The organism is Streptomyces sp. Ru71 (assembly GCF_002920535.1).
Taxonomy (GTDB): domain Bacteria; phylum Actinomycetota; class Actinomycetes; order Streptomycetales; family Streptomycetaceae; genus Streptomyces.
In genome coordinates, this window is record NZ_PQSS01000007.1 from 121,310 (window position 1) to 142,090 (window position 20,781).

Annotated in this window: 16 protein-coding genes and 3 pseudogenes; 11 read left to right on the plus strand and 8 right to left on the minus strand. The window is 71.1% G+C overall.

The window, feature by feature from the left end:
- From C3489_RS06895 to C3489_RS06905, 3 genes are all read left to right on the plus strand, one after another.
- Positions 1–834, plus strand: coding sequence for a helix-turn-helix transcriptional regulator (locus tag C3489_RS06895; protein ID WP_103780856.1), 834 nt, complete (start codon positions 1–3; stop codon positions 832–834).
- Positions 835–842: 8 nt separating this feature from the next.
- Complete coding sequence (locus C3489_RS06900; RefSeq protein ID WP_103780857.1) at positions 843–1,019, plus strand: DUF397 domain-containing protein; 177 nt, start codon at positions 843–845, stop codon at positions 1,017–1,019.
- A gap of 72 nt (positions 1,020–1,091) precedes the next feature.
- On the plus strand, positions 1,092–2,225 hold the full coding sequence (locus tag C3489_RS06905; RefSeq protein ID WP_103780858.1) for a serine hydrolase: 1,134 nt from the start codon (positions 1,092–1,094) through the stop codon (positions 2,223–2,225).
- Between the two features lie 9 nt (positions 2,226–2,234).
- On the opposite strand, the gene C3489_RS06910 is transcribed toward C3489_RS06905, so the two are convergent.
- The 4 genes and pseudogenes from C3489_RS06910 to C3489_RS39010 all read right to left on the minus strand — a co-directional run.
- Complete coding sequence (locus C3489_RS06910; RefSeq protein ID WP_103780859.1) at positions 2,235–3,797, minus strand: Clp protease N-terminal domain-containing protein; 1,563 nt, start codon at positions 3,795–3,797, stop codon at positions 2,235–2,237.
- A complete protein-coding gene (locus C3489_RS06915; protein WP_103780860.1) occupies positions 3,797–5,113 on the minus strand; it encodes a caspase domain-containing protein in 1,317 nt (438 codons plus the stop codon). Before C3489_RS06915 ends, C3489_RS06910 begins: the two co-directional genes overlap by 1 nt.
- A 1-nt stretch (position 5,114) precedes the next feature.
- Positions 5,115–5,501 carry a hypothetical protein gene (locus tag C3489_RS39005; protein ID WP_258054592.1) on the minus strand — a complete coding sequence of 129 codons (387 nt, stop codon included), beginning with the start codon at positions 5,499–5,501 and terminating at the stop codon, positions 5,115–5,117.
- A 139-nt stretch (positions 5,502–5,640) separates the two neighbouring features.
- Positions 5,641–6,054: pseudogene (locus C3489_RS39010) on the minus strand (Uma2 family endonuclease); the annotation flags it as partial.
- 67 nt (positions 6,055–6,121) lie between these two features.
- Between C3489_RS39010 and C3489_RS06930 the strand changes: the two are divergent.
- Both C3489_RS06930 and C3489_RS06935 read left to right on the plus strand, forming a co-directional pair.
- Positions 6,122–8,440: an ATP-dependent RecD-like DNA helicase gene (locus tag C3489_RS06930; RefSeq protein WP_103780863.1), complete on the plus strand. Its 2,319-nt coding sequence runs from the start codon at positions 6,122–6,124 to the stop codon at positions 8,438–8,440.
- Positions 8,441–8,619: 179 nt separating this feature from the next.
- Entirely contained in the window at positions 8,620–9,909 is a 1,290-nt protein-coding gene (locus tag C3489_RS06935) for a citrate synthase (RefSeq protein ID WP_103780864.1), read from the plus strand.
- A 634-nt stretch (positions 9,910–10,543) separates the two neighbouring features.
- On the opposite strand, the gene C3489_RS06940 is transcribed toward C3489_RS06935, so the two are convergent.
- Complete coding sequence (locus C3489_RS06940) at positions 10,544–12,790, minus strand: cation-translocating P-type ATPase (protein ID WP_103780865.1); 2,247 nt, start codon at positions 12,788–12,790, stop codon at positions 10,544–10,546.
- A gap of 98 nt (positions 12,791–12,888) precedes the next feature.
- Positions 12,889–13,128: a heavy-metal-associated domain-containing protein gene (locus tag C3489_RS06945; protein WP_103780866.1), complete on the minus strand. Its 240-nt coding sequence runs from the start codon at positions 13,126–13,128 to the stop codon at positions 12,889–12,891.
- Positions 13,129–13,363: 235 nt separating this feature from the next.
- Here C3489_RS06945 and C3489_RS06950 point away from each other — a divergent pair.
- Positions 13,364–13,879 (plus strand): annotated as a pseudogene (locus C3489_RS06950) (zinc-binding dehydrogenase).
- 275 nt (positions 13,880–14,154) lie between these two features.
- Complete coding sequence (locus C3489_RS38575) at positions 14,155–14,355, plus strand: AlpA family transcriptional regulator (protein ID WP_181139530.1); 201 nt, start codon at positions 14,155–14,157, stop codon at positions 14,353–14,355.
- Between the two features lie 165 nt (positions 14,356–14,520).
- Here C3489_RS38575 and C3489_RS06960 read toward each other — a convergent pair whose 3' ends face one another.
- Positions 14,521–15,486 carry an AraC family transcriptional regulator gene (locus C3489_RS06960; RefSeq protein WP_103780868.1) on the minus strand — a complete coding sequence of 322 codons (966 nt, stop codon included), beginning with the start codon at positions 15,484–15,486 and terminating at the stop codon, positions 14,521–14,523.
- Positions 15,487–15,695: 209 nt separating this feature from the next.
- Between C3489_RS06960 and iolC the strand changes: the two genes are divergently transcribed.
- The 4 genes and pseudogenes from iolC (at position 15,696) to mmsA (ending at position 19,529) form a co-directional block, all read left to right on the plus strand.
- The gene (gene iolC / locus C3489_RS06965) at positions 15,696–16,646 is read left to right on the plus strand and encodes a 5-dehydro-2-deoxygluconokinase (protein WP_103780869.1); all 951 of its coding nucleotides are present in this window, start codon (positions 15,696–15,698) and stop codon (positions 16,644–16,646) included.
- Positions 16,647–16,678: 32 nt separating this feature from the next.
- Entirely contained in the window at positions 16,679–17,638 is a 960-nt protein-coding gene (locus tag C3489_RS06970; RefSeq protein ID WP_258054593.1) for a deoxyribose-phosphate aldolase, read from the plus strand.
- Positions 17,639–17,718: 80 nt separating this feature from the next.
- Positions 17,719–17,811: pseudogene (locus C3489_RS06975) on the plus strand (5-deoxy-glucuronate isomerase); the annotation flags it as partial.
- 215 nt (positions 17,812–18,026) lie between these two features.
- Positions 18,027–19,529: a CoA-acylating methylmalonate-semialdehyde dehydrogenase gene (gene mmsA / locus C3489_RS06980; RefSeq protein WP_103780870.1), complete on the plus strand. Its 1,503-nt coding sequence runs from the start codon at positions 18,027–18,029 to the stop codon at positions 19,527–19,529.
- Between the two features lie 62 nt (positions 19,530–19,591).
- On the opposite strand, the gene C3489_RS06985 is transcribed toward mmsA, so the two are convergent.
- A complete protein-coding gene (locus C3489_RS06985) occupies positions 19,592–20,434 on the minus strand; it encodes a hypothetical protein (protein WP_103780871.1) in 843 nt (280 codons plus the stop codon).
- Between the last annotated feature and the right edge of the window lie 347 nt (positions 20,435–20,781).

The window sequence follows — 20,781 nt, forward strand, 5'->3', positions numbered from 1 at the left end:
ATGGGCCCGAGGCGTGAACCGACCGCACGTGAGTTGCGCCTGGGTGTGGAACTACGCAGGCTCCGCGAGGCGGCAGGGCTCACCGCCATCGAGGCGGCGGCGCTGCTCGGGGTGAACCGGGTGCAGATCAGCCAGATCGAAGCCGGGGTCAAGGGTGTGAGTGAGCAGCGCGTGCGCCGCCTGGCCTCTCACTATGCCTGTACGGACGAGGAGTTCGTCGACGCACTCGTGGCGATGGCCACCGATCGCTCACGCGGTTGGTGGGAGGAGTACCGGGGTCTGCTGCCCACGTCTTTCCTGGACCTGTCCGAGTTGGAACACCACGCCCGGTTCCTGCACCACGTGGCCATCCTGTACGTGCCGGGCCTCTTGCAGACGGAGGGCTACGCCCGTGCCGTCTTCTCCTCCAGGCTTCCGGAACTGACCGACGAGGAGGTGGAGTTGCGGATCCGGCACCGGCAGGAGCGTCAGAGGGTCACCGCTCCCTATGTGGCGCTGATCCACGAGGCGGCGCTTCGGATCCGGGTCGGTGACCGTGCCACCTCGAAGGCCCAGCTCGCCCGGCTCCTGGAACGCTCGGAGGCGGACCAGGCGACCGTTCGCGTCATCCCGTTCGACCGGGACGGTTTCGTGCCCTCAAGCGCGATGACGTATGCGGGCGGTCCCGTGCCAAAGCTGGACACGGTGATGCGGGACGCGCCCCACGGGAGCGTGCTGATCGACGCCGAGGCCCAACTCAGTATCTATCGAACGCGCTTCCGTATGGTGGAGGCTGTATCACTGGAACCGGATGAGTCCCGCGACTTCATCCACCGGCTGGCACAAGAGCTGTGAGGCCTCCCATGAACACCTGGCGGAAGTCTTCCTACTCGGGCGAGGGCGACGGCAACGAATGCGTCGAGGTCGCCACCACCCCCACCCACACCGCCGTCCGCGACTCCAAGGACCCCGCCCGAGCCACCCTCACCTTCCCCACCCCCGCCTTCGCCGCCTTTCTCGCGTCGCTGAAGCGTCCGTAGGGGACGGTCCCAGGGTTCGGCCAGGGGCGTCCCGGAGGGCCGCGTAGGCCGGGACGCGGAACCATCGACCGCATGACCTCTCTCTCCCGACGCGCCGTCACCGGCGCCCTCGCGGCCGGCGCGCTCGCGCTCGTCGGCACACGCGCCCCGGCAGCCGCGGCGACCCCGCGTTCCGCAGCCTTACAGGCGGCCATCAGTGACCTCTCCCACCCCGAGGCGATCGCCTCGCAACTGCTGGTGGAAGGCCGGGACGGCCGCTGGTACGGAACCGCCGGCACCGCCGACATCGCGAGCGGCCGGCCGGTGCGGGCGGACGACCCCTTCCGGGCGGGCAGTGTGACCAAGGCCTTCGTGGCGACGGTCGTCCTGCAGTTGTGGGCGCAGGGCTGGCTGGATCTCGACGCCCCGATCACGCGCTGTCTTCCCGATCTGCCGCTGCCTGCCGGTTTCGGCGAGATCGCGGTGTCCCACCTGCTCAACCACACCAGCGGTCTGCCCGACCACCGGGGCCTGCCGGACCTCGGGACGCCGGAGGCGGTCGTGCGCCACCGCTTCGACCACTGGACACCGCGGGCCCTGGTCCGCACCGTGACGCACGAAGGCCTCAAGTTCACCCCCGGCGACAAGCAGGAGTACCGGGGCATCAACTACGTTCTGCTCGCGCTGCTCATCGAGGAGGTGACGGGGCGGCGGTACGGCGACGTGATCGCCTCGCGCATCCTGCGTCCCCTCGGACTGACCGGCACGGTGATCCCCGGCGGCGATCGCCGCGTCCACGGCTCAGCCGTGCACGGCTATCTGCGCATGACGGACGGCAGCCTGTGTGACGTGACGACCTACGACCAGTCGTCGTCCTGGGGCGAAGGCGAACTGGTCTCCACCGCCGACGACCTCTTTCGCTTCCAGCACGCCTTGTTCACGGGGGCGCTGCTGCCGCCCCGAGCGCGGGAGAAGCTCTTCACCCTGCCTCCGGTGACCATGCTGGACGGCACCGACGCCCGCTACAGCATGGGCTTGCAGGCGGCCCGGGTGAACGGCACCACGTTCTGGGGGAAGACCGGCGAGAACTACGGCTACCGCACCCGCATGTTCGCCACGCGGGACCTGAGCACCCGCTTCGTGCTGTCCTACACACCGACCCCGCTCAACGCGCGCGAGGACATGATCAAGCGAGTCGTCGACGTACTCGCGCCACCGTCCTCGTAGGAGATGGACCTAGCTCATGGACCAGACGTACGGGTCGTGCTCGACCGGTGAGGTCCGGCGGGTGACGGTTGTCGTGCGCGTCGGCTCGGGGGACTGAGTGCCGGAGTAGACGGCCAACGCGTTTTCGACGTCGGCCTTGCCGATCTCCAGCGGAACGTCGCGGGTCGGCTTGTCCGCGTTCTGCTTGGCCTTGCGGCGTTCCGCGATCAGTTGCACCTCCCGGTGGCGCATCGAGGCCGCTCGCTCGTAGTCCTGCTCCTCGATGGCCGCCTCTTTGCCCCGCCGGGCCTCGGCGATCTCCGCGTCGTACCGCTGCAGAGTCTCCTGCAGCCGCGCCTCGAACGTACGGATCTCACTGACGCGTACCTGTGCGCTCGCCTCGTCCAGCAGGTCGATGGCCGAACCCGGCAGATGCTGGTCGGGAACGTGGTGGCTGGCGAGTGATGCGGCGGCCTCCAGGGCCTCGTCGCGAATGGCCACCTGGTGGTGTTCCTCCAGGCGGTTGCGGCAGACTCTGAGGATCTCCAGCAGATCCTCGGGCGCGGGCTCGTCGACGGGGACGGGCTGGATCAACCGGTCGACGGCCGGTTCGAGGCCGCGTTGTTCGAGCTCCACCCTGGTACAGGAACCCAGAACCAGGACTCCGGGAGTGCCGAGCAGCGAGCGGAACAGGCTGAGGGGGTTGGTCGTTCCGTCGGGCAGGTGCAGCGGACTGAGGGCGCCACTGAGGTACACCACGAGGGACCGGTGAGAACGGACCTCGCTCAGCAGCGCGGTCACCAGGTCGATGCCCCGGCCCCGGTGCTGCGGGTCGGCGAGCAGAGTACCCAGGTCCAGCGACCGCACGGTCCGGTGCTGCAGGGCCGGCGGCACGTCACCCGCGGCGACGCTCTGCGCGAAGCCGAACGCCACCGCCGTCTTGCCGACGCCGGGTTCACCGACGAGCAGCGGCACGTTCCTGTTCCGGCGGGTGAGGATCTGGACGACCCGCTCGATCTCCTTCGTCCGCCCGACCACCGGATCGAGCCTGGACTGCCGGGCCGCCGCGGTGAGATCGCGACCGCACTGGTCGAGAAGGGGCCATGCCTGCTCCGCCTTGGCCGGCTCGTCGAACTCCCTCTGACGGCGTTCGGCCAGGACGCGCCTGACCTGCTGCCGTGCGATGTCCAGATGGGTGCCCAGCCGCATCAGGACCTGGGCGGCGACGCCTTCGCCGGCACGTGTCAGGCCGAGCAGGAGGTGCTCCGGGCTGATGTCGTTCCGCCCGTCGTGCTGTGCCTCGTCCAGGGAGAATTCGAGCACGTTCTTGGCGCGTGGCGTGAACGGAAGCGGGTTCTTCGGCGCCGGCTGCTGGCCCAGCCCGATGATCTCCTCGACCTCCCGGCGGACCGCTGCGAGAGAAATGCCGAGATCCTCAAGGGCTTTGGTGGCGACACCGGCACCCTCGTGGGTCAGGCCCAGGAGGATGTGCTCGCTGCCGATGTAGTTGTGGTTGAGCATCCGGGCTTCTTCTTGAGCCAGAACGACGACACGGCGAGCCCCGGCATCGAAGCGGTCGAAGAGCGTCGCCATCAACCACCCTCCCTGTCCACGGCGCTGCGGAGATCCTCTTGTGCCCGCCTGGTGTGCGGATGCTCCCCGCCGAGAATCCGTTCGCGCTCCGTCACCAGCTGGCGCAGCAGGGCCACGGCTTCGTCCTTCGCCCCCAGCAGCAGGAGGTTGCGCGCCAGCATGTGCCGGGTGCGCAGCGTATGGAGGTCCTCGGCGCCGAGCACGCGACCCCGGTCGGCGAGCAGGACCCGCAGCATGCCGACGGCCTCCTCCCGGTAGCCGGCCTCGCCGAGATTGACCGCGAGGAACTGCCGGGTGCGCAATGTGTCCTCGTGGTCCGGGCCGAGCAGCTGCAACTGGTCGGCGAGGAGCTGGCGCAGCAGCTGGGCGGCGGTCATCGCGTCGCCTGCGCCGCCGAGGCTGTGCGCGTACGACTGACGGGTCCGCAGTGTGTCGACGTGCTCCTGGCCCAGGACGCGGACCTGCTCGTCCAGGATCTTCTGCAGCGCGTCCGCAGCCCCCTTCCAGTCACCGTCCTTGCCCTGCTGTACGGCGGCGACGTGCTGCTTGCGCAGCTCAGGGCCGGCCGTGGCGGCGAAGGCGCGGTTGACACCGAGGGCGAGCCGGCTGGCTGTGCCGGCGCCACGGTTGAGCGGCACGGGCAGCCCCTCGGCCGTCATGTTCTGCCTGAGCCGTTTGTACAGGTCCTCGATGGTCAGCAGCTCGGGTCCGCCGACGATGCCCTCCCGCAGGAGGCGCATCAGGCGTCCGGAGAAGGCGGTGTGCGGTTCCCCGGCGAGGGCGAGGGCGAGTTGGTCGCGCGCCGCCGACGTCAGGACGTAGGTCCCCGCCACTTCGAGCTGCCCGATCTCCGTGGCGCCGTCTCCCGCCATGGTGCCGGTGAGGGCCCGGCCGGAGAAGCAGCAGTCGATGATCACCAGCTTGTTGACGGCTGGGCTGTTGAGCACCGCGTGCCGCAGCTTGTCGTATTCGAGGGAGTTGAACTCCGGGTGAGCCAACTCGCTGTCCGGCAGGGCGAGGGACAGGTCCCAGCGTGGCTCGCTGATGAGGCCGTGCCCGGCGTAGTAGATGAGGAGCAGATCCTCGGCTTCGGTGACCGCGGCCCACAGTCGCTGACCGACGGTCCGCAGGTCCCCTTCGTCGAGCAGCACCGTGCAGTGGTCCTCGGGGACCACCCCGTAGACCTGGTCCGTCAGCAGCTCAGCCAGGTCGGTGATCGTACGGTGGACGGCCGGCAGGTCGGGGAGCGCCGGATCGGAGTACTGACTGGCCCCGATCAGCACGATCCGGGAGCGCTGTGGATCGGGAAGACGCACGTCACTCCTGTACGTCCGAGTCCTGCCCCGGCTCCGGCTGCTCCTGCAGGGCCTGATGCAGGAGCTTCTCCACGTCGGCGCGCTTCACGCGTTTCGCGTCGATCTCGACGGTCGCCCCGCCTTCGCGCCGGACCTTGAGCCGGACGTCACTGCGGCGCGGATGGGCGAGCCAGGTGCGCAAGGAGGTGACCAGTGCGGTGACCGTGCCGCCGGTGCCGAGCGCCACGGTCAGGGTGTCGAGTACGGCTCCGAGCTCTTGCGGACCGGGCGTGTGACCGGTCCGGCGCACCCGGCCGGCAAGCTCGGGTTCCCCTCCGAGCCAGCCCGCCAGCGACTCGGTATCGGCCACAGGTGCCTCGCTCAGCACCGAAATCTCCGCAGTAGCCACGGCTCCCCCGAATGTCCTTGTGCGCCAAGGGCGTTGAGAGGGGCCAGTCTAGAACAGCGGCCCCACCTCCACGCCGCACTGCGGAAACGCACTCAAGGACCCTCAGCCGACGTCGTCCTTGCCGTAACGCCGGAACTCCGACGTGCGGGATGCCCATGGCCGGGTAGTCCGCGAGCTTCTCGCCGTAGTCGTTGTTCGGGTTGGACGGCGAGACGATCTCGATGGCGGCCGGCACCCGCGTCGCGTCGACGGCCAGGCCCTCCTCGTCGAGCACGGACTCGGGGATGACGACGGCGTCAGGGCGGCGCATACGGCCGATCGCAGGGTCCTCGATCACCGGGCCGTTGGCGCAGACGCAGCCGGGGTGGGTCTGAGGCAGCAGGGCGTCGAGCTGCTCGCGGGTGCGGCGGATCACCCCTTCGCGGCGCTTGGACGCGCGCCGCATGGCCAGCACCGGGCCGGAGGGGCCGATCTCCACGGTCCACGCCCCTGGAAGTCCCTGCGCATACGCGTCGAGTTCCTCGGCGAGGGCACGCGTCCTGGGGTAGTCCACGTGCCGAGGTTAGTGGCCAAACCCTTCCGGACCCTCCGCTGTCACACCCCACCGGTAACGTCGGATCATGGCTCAAGCGGAGGGGACCCCGTACGGCGGCGCGGAGGCGCGGCGGCTCGCCACGGTCGAAGGCGTGCTGGAGCGGATCACGTACGCCAACGAGGAGAACGGCTACACCGTCGCCCGGGTGGACACCGGCAGAGGCGCCGGTGATCTGCTCACGGTCGTCGGCGCGCTGCTCGGGGCCCAGGTGGGGGAGTCCCTGCGGATGGAGGGGCGCTGGGGGTCCCACCCGCAGTACGGCAAGCAGTTCCACGTCGAGAACTACACGACCGTGCTGCCGGCCACCGTCCAGGGCATCCGGAGATATCTCGGCTCCGGGCTGGTCAAGGGCATCGGGCCGGTCTTCGCCGACCGGATCACGCAGCATTTCGGGACGGACACGCTCCGGATCATCGAGGAGGAGCCGAAGCGGCTCGTCGAGGTGCCGGGGCTCGGGCCGAAGCGGACCAAGAAGATCGCCGACGCCTGGGAGGAGCAGAAGGCGATCAAGGAGGTGATGCTGTTCCTGCAGACCGTGGACGTGTCCACCTCCATCGCCGTGCGCATCTACAAGAAGTACGGCGACGCCTCGATCCAGGTCGTCAAGGAGCGGCCCTACCGGCTCGCCTCCGACGTGTGGGGCATCGGCTTCCTCACCGCCGACAAGATCGCCCAGTCCGTCGGCATCCCGCACGACAGCCCGGAGCGGGTCAAGGCGGGCCTGCAGTACGCGCTGTCGCAGTCCGCCGACCAGGGGCACTGCTATCTGCCGGAGGAGAAGCTCATCTCCGACGCCGTCAAGCTGCTCGGCGTCGACACCGGGCTCGTCATCGAGTGCCTGGCCGAGCTGGCCCAGCCGGGCGAGGACGGCGAGGAACCCGGTGTCGTACGGGAGAAGGTGCCGGGGAACGACACCGACGAGCCCGTCACCGCCGTGTACCTGGTCCCGTTCCACCGGGCCGAGCTGTCCCTCTCCTCCCAGCTGCTGCGGCTGCTGCGCACCGACGAGGACCGGATGCCGGGCTTCAAGTCCGTGCAGTGGGACAAGGCACTCGCGTGGCTCAAGCAGCGCACCGGCGCCGAGCTGGCGTCCGAGCAGGAGGCGGCCGTCAAGCTGGCGTTGACCGAGAAGGTCGCCGTCCTCACCGGTGGTCCGGGCTGCGGCAAGTCCTTCACGGTCCGTTCGATCGTCGAGCTGGCCCAGGCCAAGCGGGCCAAGGTGCTGCTCGCCGCGCCCACCGGGCGGGCCGCCAAGCGGCTGGCCGAGCTGACCGGGGCGGAGGCGTCCACCGTGCACCGGCTGCTGGAGCTGAAGCCGGGCGGGGACGCGGCCTACGACCGTGACCGGCCCTTGGACGCCGACCTCGTGGTCGTCGACGAGGCGTCGATGCTGGATCTGCTCCTGGCCAACAAACTGGTGAAGGCCGTACCGCCGGGGGCCCATCTCCTCTTCGTCGGGGACGTCGACCAGCTGCCGAGCGTCGGCGCGGGCGAGGTGCTGCGGGATCTGCTGGCCGACGGCAGCCCCGTGCCCGCCGTGCGGCTCACGCGCGTGTTCCGGCAGGCGCAGCAGTCCGGCGTCGTCACCAACGCGCACCGGATCAACGCGGGGCAGCATCCGCTCACGGACGGGATGAAGGACTTCTTCCTCTTCGTGCAGGACGACACCGAGGAGGCCGGCCGGCTCACCGTCGATGTGGCGGCGCGTCGGATTCCGGCCAGGTTCGGGCTCGATCCCCGGCGGGATGTGCAGGTGCTGGCGCCGATGCACCGGGGTCCGGCCGGGGCCGGCACGCTCAACGGGCTGTTGCAGCAGGCCATCACCCCGGGGCGGCCCGATCTGCCGGAGAAGCGGTTCGGCGGGCGGGTGTTCCGTGTCGGCGACAAGGTCACCCAGATCCGCAACAATTATGAAAAAGGGAAGAACGGTGTCTTCAACGGCACCGTGGGCGTGGTCACCTCGCTCGACCCGGTCGACCAGCGTCTGACGGTGCTGACGGACGAGGACGAGGAGGTTCCGTACGAGTTCGACGAACTGGACGAGCTGGCGCACGCGTACGCGGTGACCATCCACCGTTCGCAGGGCAGCGAGTATCCGGCCGTGGTGATCCCGGTCACCACCGGCGCCTGGATGATGCTCCAGCGGAACCTGCTGTACACCGCGGTGACCAGGGCCAAACAGCTGGTCGTCCTCGTCGGTTCGCGCAAGGCGATCGGCCAGGCCGTGCGGACGGTGTCGGCGGGGCGGCGCTGCACCGCCCTGGACTTCCGGCTCATGGGCGCCATGGGTTCCACGGCCGCCGCGGGCTCCATCGCAAAAAATGATCGATCAAACGAGTCGTGAAGGTCACAGAGCACTTCCCGACGGGCAGAGAAGGGGGCAGGATGAGCAAGTTGGCGGCACTGAGTGCCGCCGATAAGCCCAATGGTCGACCCCGAGTGCACTCTCCTGAGCCAAATGGGGGATGGTAGAGACAGTCAGGGCAACCTCGAAGATGAGGCACAACGTCGGTGAGGGAAGACGTGAGCGACAACTCTGTAGTACTGCGGTACGACGGCAACGAGTACACCTACCCGGTGGTCGACAGCACCGTCGGCGACAAGGGCTTCGACATCGGGAAGCTGCGCGCCCAGACCGGTCTGGTGACCCTGGACAGCGGGTACGGCAACACCGCCGCCTATAAATCGGCCATCACCTACCTCGACGGTGAGGCCGGCATCCTCCGGTACCGCGGTTACCCCATCGAGCAGCTGGCCGAGCGCTCCACCTTCCTGGAGGTCGCCTACCTGCTGATCAACGGCGAGCTGCCGACCGTCGACCAGCTCACCGCGTTCAAGGACGAGATCACGCGGCACACCCTGCTGCACGAGGACGTCAAGAACTTCTACCGGGGCTTCCCGCGCGACGCCCACCCGATGGCCATGCTGTCGTCGGTCGTCTCCGCGCTGTCCACGTTCTACCAGGACAGCCACAACCCGTTCGACGAGAAGCAGCGCGACCTGTCCACGGTCCGCCTGCTCGCCAAGCTTCCGACGATCGCGGCCTACGCCTACAAGAAGTCGGTGGGCCACCCGTTCGTCTACCCGCGCAACGACCTCGGCTACGTCGAGAACTTCCTGCGCATGACCTTCTCGGTGCCGGCGCAGGAGTTCGAGCTCGACCCGATCGTCGTCTCCGCGCTGGACAAGCTGCTCATCCTGCACGCGGACCACGAGCAGAACTGTTCGACCTCCACCGTCCGCCTGGTGGGCTCCTCGCAGGCGAACATGTTCGCGTCGATCTCCGCCGGCATCAACGCCCTGTGGGGCCCGCTGCACGGCGGCGCCAACCAGTCGGTGCTGGAGATGCTGGAGGGCATCCGCGACGCCGGCGGCGACGTCGACTCCTTCATCCGCAAGGTGAAGAACAAGGAGGACGGCGTCCGCCTGATGGGCTTCGGCCACCGGGTCTACAAGAACTTCGACCCGCGCGCCAAGATCATCAAGGCCGCCGCGCACGACGTGCTGTCCGCGCTCGGCAAGTCCGACGAGCTGCTGGACATCGCGCTGAAGCTGGAGGAGCACGCGCTCTCCGACGACTACTTCGTCTCGCGCAGCCTCTACCCGAACGTCGACTTCTACACCGGCCTGATCTACCGGGCCATGGGCTTCCCGACCGAGATGTTCACGGTCCTGTTCGCCCTCGGCCGCCTGCCGGGCTGGATCGCCCAGTGGCACGAGATGATCAAGGAGCCGGGCTCCCGCATCGGCCGCCCGCGCCAGATCTACACGGGCGTGGTCGAGCGCGACTTCGTCCCCGTCGAGGAGCGCTGAGCCGCAGCCGACGCCTCGATGTGTGCCCCGTGTCCGGCGCTGCCGGGTGCGGGGCATCGTCGTACGACCCGTCAAGCGGTGAGCGGCAAGCGGCAGCGGTGAGCGGCAAGAGGTAAAGCAGAAGGCGCCCCGGTGCGCCGGTCCCCCCACGGGCCGGCGACCAGGGCGCCTTCCCGTGTCCCGGTGCGGATTCCCCCCACGGGATCCGGCCGGGCGCTTGCGAGAACAGCGCCTGAATCGCTGTCTGAGCACGCCGGGCGAGCCCGCCGTGCTCCAGTGATGTGTGCCGGGACAACGCACGCTGGGAGGGCCGCTCAAAGCTTCCCGGTGTACGCGTCCCGGCAACGCAGCTCTGGAGAAGTCCCCCAAGACGACTCCAGATGCCAGTAGGCGCCCCCCAAGACGCTTCCTGACATCGCCAACTTAGACCCTCGCACCCCTTCGGTGGTTGGGTTCACATCACTGTGATCTGTGTCTCTTGCATACGTCCTTTAAATGCGCAAGAGCCCCGATGCGACGATCGGAACCCCCGCGTAAGGAAGATGCGCGAGGCTTGTGAAGAGCTTATGTGAGGCTGCCGCCGGACTCCAGAGGGGCTCCGGTCTTGTGCTGTGACGAACACATCACAGACAGTTCACCGGAACGCCCGCAGCCGCAGGCTGTTGGTGACGACGAACACCGAGGAGAAGGCCATCGCCGCCCCCGCGATCATCGGGTTCAGCAGCCCCGCGGCGGCCAGCGGCAGCGCGGCCACGTTGTAGCCGAAGGCCCACACCAGATTGCCCTTGATGGTGGACAGCGTCCGCCGGGACAGCCGGATCGCGTCCGCGGCCACCCGCAGATCCCCGCGCACCAGCGTCAGATCGCTCGCCTCGATCGCCGCGTCCGTGCCGGTGCCCATCGCCAGGCCCAGATCCGCCGTGGCGAGCGCCGCCGCGTCGTTGACGCCGTCGCCGACCATGGCGACCGTCCGCCCCTCGTCCCGCAGCCGCCGTACGACGTCCACCTTGTCCTCGGGCAGCACCTCGGCGATCACCTGGTCGATGCCCACCTGGTGGGCCACCGCCTCGGCCACCGTCCGGTTGTCCCCGGTCAGCAGCACCGGCGTCAGCCCGAGCGCGCGCAGTTGCGACACCGCCTCGGCGCTGGTCTCCTTCACCGCGTCCGCCACCGCGAGCACACCCCGCGCCTCGCCGTCCCAGCCCACGACGACCGCCGTACGTCCGGCCCGCTCGGCCTCCTCGCGCACCCGGGCCAGCGCGGGCGGGAGCGTGTCGAACAGGCGGCCCACGGCCACCTCGCGGCCGTCCACACGCCCCCGCACGCCCCGACCGGGGACGTTGGCGAAGTCCTCGACGGGCGGCAGCTCACCGGCCCGCTCCTCGGCGCCGGCCGCGACGGCACGGGCGATCGGGTGCTCGGAGGCGTGCTCCAGCGCGCCCGCGAGCCGCAGCACCTCCTTCTCGTCGGCGCCCTCGGCGGCGTACACCTCCTGCAGGGTCATCCGGCCGGTGGTGACGGTGCCGGTCTTGTCCAGGACGACGGTGTCGACGCGGCGGGTGGACTCCAGGACCTCGGGTCCCTTGATCAGGATGCCGAGCTGGGCGCCCCGGCCGGTGCCCACCATCAGCGCGGTCGGCGTGGCCAGGCCCAGCGCGCACGGGCAGGCGATGATCAGCACGGCGACGGCGGCGGTGAACGCGGCCGTCGCGTCCCCGGTCGCGCCGAGCCAGCCGCCGCAGGTGGCGGCCGCGATCAGCAGGACGACCGGTACGAAGATCCCGGAGACGCGGTCGGCGAGCCGCTGCACCTCGGCCTTGCCGCTCTGCGCGTCCTCGACCAGCTTGGCCATGCGCGCGAGCTGGGTGTCCGCGCCGACCCGGGTGGCCTCGACGACCAGCCGGCCGCCCGCGTTGACGGTCGCGCCGGTCACCGAGTCCCCGACCCCGACGTCGACCGGCACCGACTCGCCGGTCAGCATGGAGGCGTCCACCGCGCCCGAGCCCTCGACGACCGTCCCGTCGGTGGCGATCTTCTCGCCGGGCCGCACCACGAACCGGTCGCCGACGGCCAGCCGGGACACCGGCACCCGCACCTCGCGGCCGGCGCGCAGCACGGCCACGTCCTTCGCGCCCAGCTCCATCAGCGCCCGCAGCGCGGCACCGGCGCGGCGCTTGGAGCGCGCCTCCAGATAGCGGCCCAGCAGGATGAACGCGGTGACGCCGGCGGCGACCTCCAGATACAGCGTGGAGGAGGCGTCGCCGCGCGCGGGCGTGAGGTCGAAGCCGTGCCGCATGCCGGGCATGCCCGCGTCGCCGAGGAACAGCGCCCACAGCGACCAGCCGAACGCCGCCGCCGTACCGACCGAGACGAGCGTGTCCATGGTGGCCGCGCCGTGCCGCAGGTTGGTCCAGGCCGCCTTGTGGAAGGGCCATCCGCCCCAGACGACGACCGGCGCGGCGAGCGTCAGCGACAGCCACTGCCAGTTGTCGAACTGCAGGCTCGGCACCATCGCCAGCAGGACCACGGGCGCGGCGAGGACGGCGGAGACGACCAGCCGCTGCCGCAGGGACGCCGGCTCGGCGTCCTGCGGAGGCTCCTGCTCCGCACCCTGTTCCGGCGGGGCGGGCGGCGCGGGCTCCTCGGCGGTGTACCCCGTCCTGACCACCGTGGCGATCAGGTCGGCGACCTCGGTCCCGGCGGGGTAGACGACCTTCGCCTTCTCCGTCGCGAAGTTCACCGTGGCGGTGACGCCGTCCATGCGGTTGAGCTTCTTCTCCACGCGGGCGGCGCAGGAGGCGCAGGTCATCCCGCTGATGAGCAGCTCGACCTCGGACGTCTCGGGGGAGGCCGTCGCGGGGGCCGGTGAGGTGCTGGACATGTCCGTACTACTCCTGGGAACGGACCGGGCCGTACAGATCCAGTATCAGCTGGTCGGTACGGCCCGGTCGGACAGATGCGCGAGATGTGCGGTGCGGCTCAGGCCTTGCCGACCAGCTCGTAGCCGGCCTCGTCGACGGCGGCGCGCACGGCCTCCTCGTCCAGCGGGGCGGCGGAGACGACGGTGACCTCGCCGGCGGAGGCGACGGCCTTCACCGAGGTGACGCCGGGGATCTCGGAGATCTCGGCGGAGACGGAGCCCTCGCAGTGTCCGCAGCTCATGCCGCTCACCTTGTAGACGGCGGTGACGGAACCGGGGGTGTCGGTCTGGGCGGTCATGTCGTTACTCCTCATCGAGGCGTGTGGGTCCGGTGGGGCCCCTCGGGGCGCCACCTCCCTTACTTTATACCCCTAGGGGGTATGAACGCCATCATCGGGCGGCCGTCGGCGCGTCCGGGCCGTGCACAGCGCGGGCCGGAAAGGGGCGAGTACCCCGCGCGGGGGTGCGCCCGGCGGGACGAGAGCCCCGGGATAGCGTGCGGTGGTCCGGCCGTCGGGGGTGAGAGAGGGACCTGTGCGCGCTGTGGTGTTCGAGCGGTTCGGTGAGCCCGCCGAGGTGCGGCAGGTGCCGGACCCGGCGCCCGCCGAGCACGGCGTGGTGGTGCGGGTGGCGGCCACCGGACTGTGCCGCAGCGACTGGCACGGCCGGCAGGGCCACGACCCGGACATCCTCCTGCCGCACGTCCCCGGGCACGAACTGGCCGGGGTGGTGGAGGCGGCTGCGGCGGCGTCGGCCTGTCCGCCGTGATGATCGCGGCGGCCTCGGGCGCCCGGGTGGTGGCCGTCGACCTCTCCGAGCGCGCCCTGGAACTGGCGCGCGGCTTCGGAGCGGTGGCCTGCGTGAACGCCGGGCGCGGACGCCCTCGGCCCACCCGTCACCTGCGCGGCCTCCGTGAACGGCCTGCGCCGCCGCGGCCGGCACGTCCAGGTCGGCCTGGTCACCTCGACGATCCCGCTGGCGGACGCACCGGCCGCGCTCGCGGCGATGGGCACGGCGGCGGGCGCGGGCGTGACGGTCGTCGAGTCCTGACGGCCCGAAGTCACGGACTCCCACAGCCCCGAGCGCAACACGCCGCGCGCTGGCACCGGCGTGCGCCTTTGCTGCACTCGTGTCACGAACGCCCCGGTCCTGTCACACATGTCCCGGGTACGCGGGCCTTGCGTCACACCCGTTCGACAGCCCCTGCCCGTCCGCCGTCCGCCTCGTTCACCGAGCACAGGCTTGGTGAACGCCGGCGCAGCGCCCGGCTCCCCCGGCGGCCGTCCCCCGGCCGCCGCCGCGGCGCGCGCAGGGAGGTGCACGACATGACCGACCGCAGGCTCTGGTCGTACAAGGAGATCGCGGCGCACATCAAGGTGCAGCCGGACACCGTACGTTCCTACCGCAAGCACGGACTGCTGCCGCCGCCCGACCAGGTGGAGGGCGGCAAGCCCTACTGGTACGCCGAGACCGTCCGGGCCTGGGTGGCCTCCCGCCCGGGCAACCGGAACCGCCGGCAGGAGTGACACGCCCACCCGCCGTTCCGGGGCGGCAGGACGGGCCGCCGACGAGAGTGACGGGCCCCCGTTGCGGGGCAGCAGGGCGGGCCGGACCTGCTGCGTCAAGTCCGGCCCGCCGGCTTCCTGGCCGCCCCCCCGTGCCGCGCGACCGGCTGGTTGCAGAGCCTGCCGTCAGCGCCGGGCGCGGGTCTTGGAAAAATCCGCACTCGGCGAGAAGGGCGACGCAGCGCCACCGCCGGGCAGCAGCAGGCTCGTCGCCTCACCGCTGATCCGGTCGGCCATCGGTGACCCGGCCGGCGGCAGCCGCCGTGCCGCCGCGAACTGGCCCGGGGTGCAGCCGGTCATCGCCCGGAACTCGCCGCTGAGGTGCGCCTGGTCGTAGAAGCCGCAGGCCGCCGCCGTCTCCGCCTGGCCCCGCCCGGCCGCCAGCAGCCGCCGGGCCCGCTCCAGCCGCAGCACCCGTGCCGCGACCTTCGGCGCCAGACCGATCTGCCGGCGGAACCGGTTCTCCAGCTGCCGCACGCTCCAGCCGACCTCCTCGGCCAGCCGGGGCACCGGGAGCGTGCCGCCGGTGCGCGCCAGCTCCGCCCAGGCGTGCGCGACCCGCGCCGAGGCCGGGGCGGCGCCGGCCGACCAGTGGGCGAGGGCCTCGTCCAGCAGCGCGAAGCGTTCCGGCCAGGCGGGCAGCGTGGCGAGCGCGGCGGCCAGTCCCGCCAGCCGGCCCGAGCCCTGTCCGTGCGGCAGCTCGTCGGGGTGGACGACCCGGTCGGCCAGCTCGTGCTGCGGGGTGCCGAACAGGCTGAACGCCATCCACGGGGCCAGCAGCACTTCGACGCCGGCGAACCGGCCACCGTGCCCGCCGACGGCCGCGGTCGTGGTCGGGCCGCAGAACAGCGACGTCAGCGTGACCGGCGGGCTGCCGCCCCGGGAGACGCTCAGCGGTTCCTCGAAGCCGAGCACCAGTGTGGCCGCGCCGATCGGCGCCTCCAGCCGGCGCCGGGGCCCGCGCAGGGCGAGCCGTATCCCGCGGTAGCTGAGGACGCCGGGGCGCAGCCGGGGGTGGGGCAGCGCGAGGACCGTCTCCCAGGAACCGGCCGGGCCGCCGCCCCCCGACCGCTCACGCACCACGTCCGCCATCGCCGCCTCCCGCCCCACCGGAAGGCATCCCCGCCTCCCGCCCCCGCCGGAAGCCCTCCATGGTGCTACGGCACGGCCGCGACCGGAAGGAGGACAGGGCCGTCGGCCTACTCCCCACAGAAAATCGTCCGAATGTCCGGACAAAAGATTGACAGGCCTTCGCGTACGGGACTACAAAACCGGGGAGAGCCGGACACGAAGGGAAGCCGATGGCGTACGACCTGATCACCATGGGGCGGATCGGCGTGGACCTCTACCCGCTGCAGACGGGGGTCCCACTGGCCGAGGTGACCACCTTCGGGAAGTTCCTCGGCGGCTCGGCCGCCAACGTCGCCGTCGCCGCCGCCAGGCTCGGCCGCCGCAGCGCCGTGATCACCCGTACCGGCGACGACCCCTTCGGCACCTATCTGCACCAGGCGCTGCGGGACTTCGGCGTCGACGACCGCTGGGTCACCCCCGTCCCCGGACTGCCCACCCCGGTCACCTTCTGCGAGGTCTTCCCGCCGGACGACTTCCCGCTCTACTTCTACCGGCGGCCCAAGGCCCCCGACCTGGAGATCGACGCCCACCAGCTGGACCTGGACGCCGTGCGGGAAGCGCGCGTCTTCTGGGTCACCGGCACCGGCCTGAGCGAGGAGCCCAGCCGTACGGCCACGCTCGCGGCCCTCGCCCACCGGGCCAGGGCGGCCACGACGGTCTTCGACCTGGACTGGCGCCCGATGTTCTGGTCCGATCCCGGCGCGGCCCGCCCCTTCTACACCGAGGCCCTGCGCCACACCACCGTCGCCGTCGGCAACCTCGACGAGGTGGAGGTCGCCACCGGCCACCGCGACCCCCACGCCGCCGCCCGCGCGCTGCTGGCGGCCGGGGTCGAGCTGGCCGTCGTCAAGCAGGGACCCAAGGGCGTCCTGGCCGTCCACCGCGACGGCGACGTCGCCGAGGTCCCGCCGCTGCCGGTGAACGTCCTCAACGGGCTCGGTGCGGGCGACGCCTTCGGCGGCTCCCTGTGCCACGGGCTGCTCGCCGGCTGGGACCTGGAGACCACCATGCGACACGCCAACGCCGCCGGAGCCATCGTCGCCTCCCGACTGGAGTGCTCCTCCGCCATGCCGACGCCCGCCGAGGTGGAGGCCGCGCTGAGCGCGGGGGCGGTCCGGTGAGGGCGGGCCGGGTGGGCGGAGCGGCCCACGACGTGCCGTACGAGCAGGGCGGCGGGGACGGGCGGGCGCCCGCAGCCGGCCCCACCGTCGAAGTGGACGTCGCCGAGCTCGTCCGCATCCGCAGCCACCACCCCGAGGCCATCGCCGAGGCCGCCGCCCGCCGTGCGCGCCGGCCGCTGCTCGCCGAGGCCGGACGGCTGATGATCGTCGCCGCCGACCACCCGGCCCGCGGCGCCCTCGGTGTCGGCGGCCGGCACCTGGCCATGGCCGACCGGGCCGACCTGCTGCGCCGGCTGTGCACCGCGCTGGCCCGGCCCGGCGTCGACGGCGTCCTCGCCACCGCCGACATCCTGGAGGACCTGCTGCTGCTCGGCGCGCTGGACGGCAAGGTCGTCATGGGCTCGATGAACCGCGGCGGCCTGGCCGGCGCCCGCTTCGAACTCGACGACCGCTTCACCGGCCACCGCCCCGAGGACATCGAGCGGCTCGGCTTCGACGCGGGCAAGCTGCTGCTGCGCATCGACTACGACGACCCCGGCTCCCTCGCCACGCTGGAGGCCGCCGCCCGCGCGATCGACGCGATGGCCGCGCGCCGGCTGCCGGTCTTCGTCGAGCCGTTCATCAGCCGCCGCGGCGCCGACGGCCGGCTGCGCAACGACCTGTCCGCCGAAGCCGTCATCCGCTCGATCGCCATCGCCTCGGGCCTCGGCGGCAGCTCGGCCTACACCTGGCTGAAGGTGCCGGTCACCGACGACCCCGACGACATGCCCGCGGTGATGGCCGCCTCCACGCTGCCCGCCGTGCTGCTCGGCGGTGACGTCGGCGACGGCGAGGAGGACCGGGCGGCGGCGCTGAAGAGCTGGCACGGCGCACTGCGGCTGCCCACCGTGCGCGGCCTGATGGTCGGCCGCTCCCTGCTGTATCCGCCGGACGGCGATGTGGCCGCCGCCGTCGACGCGGCCGTCGCCCTGCTGCCGGGACCGTCCCTGTGAACTTTCCCTACCTCCGCCACCTCGCTGCTTGTACGGTGCAGTCAGCACCCGGCAGGACCGCGGGTCCGGAGTTCCCACCGATCGCCTCCGGCGCGGGAGGCCGCTTCGCCCTGGCAGGAGCGAAGTGCGAGCGACGACTCCCCGCCCGCTACGGCCCCGCGCCGGAGGTCCCCGCCGGCCGTCCCCGTCCCGGCCCGCCGCCCGCCCGGCTCATCTGTCTATCCCGGCTTCGAAACGGCAGACAGAGTGTCGGGCGCGCATCCCGCCCGGGCCTGCTGGGATGGAGGTGTGACGTGATGGCGACCCGACAGTCGGCGGTCACGGCACACGAGCTCTACCCACGGCACGTCTCGACCCGACGCCGCCATCTGTGAAGGAGTAACTGGGCATGACGAAGATCGTCAACCACTGGATCGGCGGCAAGACCGCCGAGGGCACGTCGGGCACCTACGGTCCGGTCACCGACCCGGCGACCGGCGAGGTCACCACGAAGGTCGCCTTCGCGTCGGTTGAGGAGGTGGACGCGGCCGTCGCGGCGGCCAAGGACGCCTTTCTCACCTGGGGTCAGTCCTCGCTGGCCCAGCGCACCACGATCATGTTCCGCTTCCGGGCGCTGCTGGACCAGCACCGCGACGAGATCGCCGCGCTGATCACCGCCGAGCACGGCAAGGTGCACTCCGACGCCCTCGGCGAGGTGGCCCGCGGCCTGGAGATCGTCGACCTGGCGTGCGGCATCAACGTGCAGCTGAAGGGCGAGCTGTCCACCCAGGTCGCCAATCGTGTGGACGTCTCCTCGATCCGGCAGCCGCTGGGCGTGGTCGCGGGCATCACGCCGTTCAACTTCCCGGCGATGGTGCCGATGTGGATGTTCCCCATCGCGATCGCCTGCGGCAACACCTTCGTGCTCAAGCCGAGCGAGAAGGACCCGTCGGCGTCGATCCGCATCGCCGAGCTGCTCGCGGAGGCCGGGCTGCCGGACGGCGTGTTCAACGTCGTGCACGGCGACAAGGTGGCCGTCGACCGGCTGCTGGAGCACCCGGACGTCAAGGCGGTGTCCTTCGTCGGCTCCACCCCGATCGCCCGCTACATCCACACCACCGCCTCCGCGCACGGCAAGCGCGTCCAGGCGCTCGGCGGCGCCAAGAACCACATGCTGGTCCTGCCGGACGCCGACCTGGACGCCGCCGCCGACGCGGCCGTCTCCGCCGCCTACGGCTCCGCCGGTGAGCGCTGCATGGCGATCTCCGCGGTCGTCGCGGTCGGCTCGATCGGCGACGAGCTGGTGGAGAAGATCCGCGAGCGCGCCGAGAAGATCAAGATCGGCCCGGGCAACGACCCGGCGTCCGAGATGGGCCCGCTGATCACCAAGGCCCACCGCGACAAGGTCGCCTCCTACGTGGCGGGCGCCGCCGCCGAGGGCTGTGAGGTCGTCCTGGACGGCACCGGCCACACCGTCGACGGCTTCGAGGACGGCCACTGGATCGGCCTGTCGCTGCTGGACAAGGTGCCGACCAGCGCCAAGGCCTACCAGGACGAGATCTTCGGGCCCGTCCTGTGCGTGCTGCGCGCGGACACCTACGAGGAGGGCGTGGCCCTCATCAACGCCTCGCCGTTCGGCAACGGCACCGCGATCTTCACCCGGGACGGCGGCGCCGCCCGCCGCTTCCAGCTGGAGATCGAGGCCGGCATGGTCGGCGTGAACGTCCCGATCCCGGTGCCGGTGGGCTACCACTCCTTCGGCGGCTGGAAGGACTCCCTCTTCGGCGACCACCACATCTACGGCAACGACGGCACGCACTTCTACACCCGCGGCAAGGTCGTCACCACCCGCTGGCCCGACCCGTCCGAGGCCCCGGCGGGCGTGGACCTGGGCTTCCCGCGCAACCACTGACACACCCGCGTGACACCGGTGCCCCGCACCTCCCGAGGGAGGGGCGGGGCACCGGCGCGTGATCAGCCCTGCGTGCCCTGCGCCGCCTCGCGCTGCTTTCTGACCTGCTCGCTGAGGTCGCCGGTGTCCCCGGCGGGCGGGGCGGTGACCGGCTTCGTGGCGCCGAACTTCAGGAAGTCCATCGTCACGGTCATGCCGGCGGCGCTCTGCTTCATCCGCACCGGCAGGTCCTTGCCGTCGACCCAGATGTCGCAGGTCAGCTTGGAGCCGCCGGCCCTCAGGCTCTGGATGACGGCCTTCTTCTCCGCCGCGCTGAGCCTGGTGCTCTTGTTGACCTGCTCCTCGTCCACGCTGCCCCGGTAGTGGGTGACCTTCTTGCCGAGGACCGTCTCCTCGCCGAGGTCCTGCACGTCCGTGGAGGCGCGCATGGAGCGCAGGGACGCGGTCGGGTCGGCGTTGGCCGTCATGTTGTCCACGGCCGCCTGGCCGAGCAGGGCCGAGATGTCGATGCGCATCCAGTGCTTGCCCTTCAGCGGGCCGCGCGGCTGCGGGTCGATGCCGTAGTAGTAGGCGCCGTCGACCATGATGACCCGCGTCGTCGGATCGTCCTGCAGGGTGCTCATCCGGGCCGCGGCGGTGTCCATCGCGACGTCCATCGCCGGGCCGTCGCCCCAGGAGTAGGTGCCGTCCATGCCGACCGGCTTGCCGGCCGCACCGAGCGTGGTCGTCGTCCTGATCTCGGCCGAGCCGAGCTGCTGGGTCCGGTCCGAGACGCGCGCCAGCGCCGCCATCGCCTGGTCGGCGCTCTTGGCCGCCACCTTGGCCGACTCCGCGCTGCACGCGGAGGTCGCCACCAGCGCCGCCGCCGTGCACCCCACCCAGACGGCCGTGTGCTTCAGCTTCATGAGTCCCCACCCGTTGCTGTGATTCAACTGTGGCTGCCGACTCTAGCGGGCCCCACCGACAGTCCAGGGGCGGCCCGAGGGCGTCCGGATACCGGACGGGCTGACATTTTTTTGACACGTTCGCTGCGGTTCCCGTTTACCCGGGACGAAACGGGTGACGAAGGGGTTGCGCCTAGTTGACCTTTGAAACCAAGGTCACATTGCGAGCAGGTTGCGTGGTCGCACCAATAGGACGTCACAGCCTGGGAAAGTCATGCGCAGCTCACCACTGTGCAAGTACGGATTCCGAAGGTAATCGGCCATTGACGTGGTGGTTTTCGTCGGGGTTCCATTCAGCGCCGGGAGCG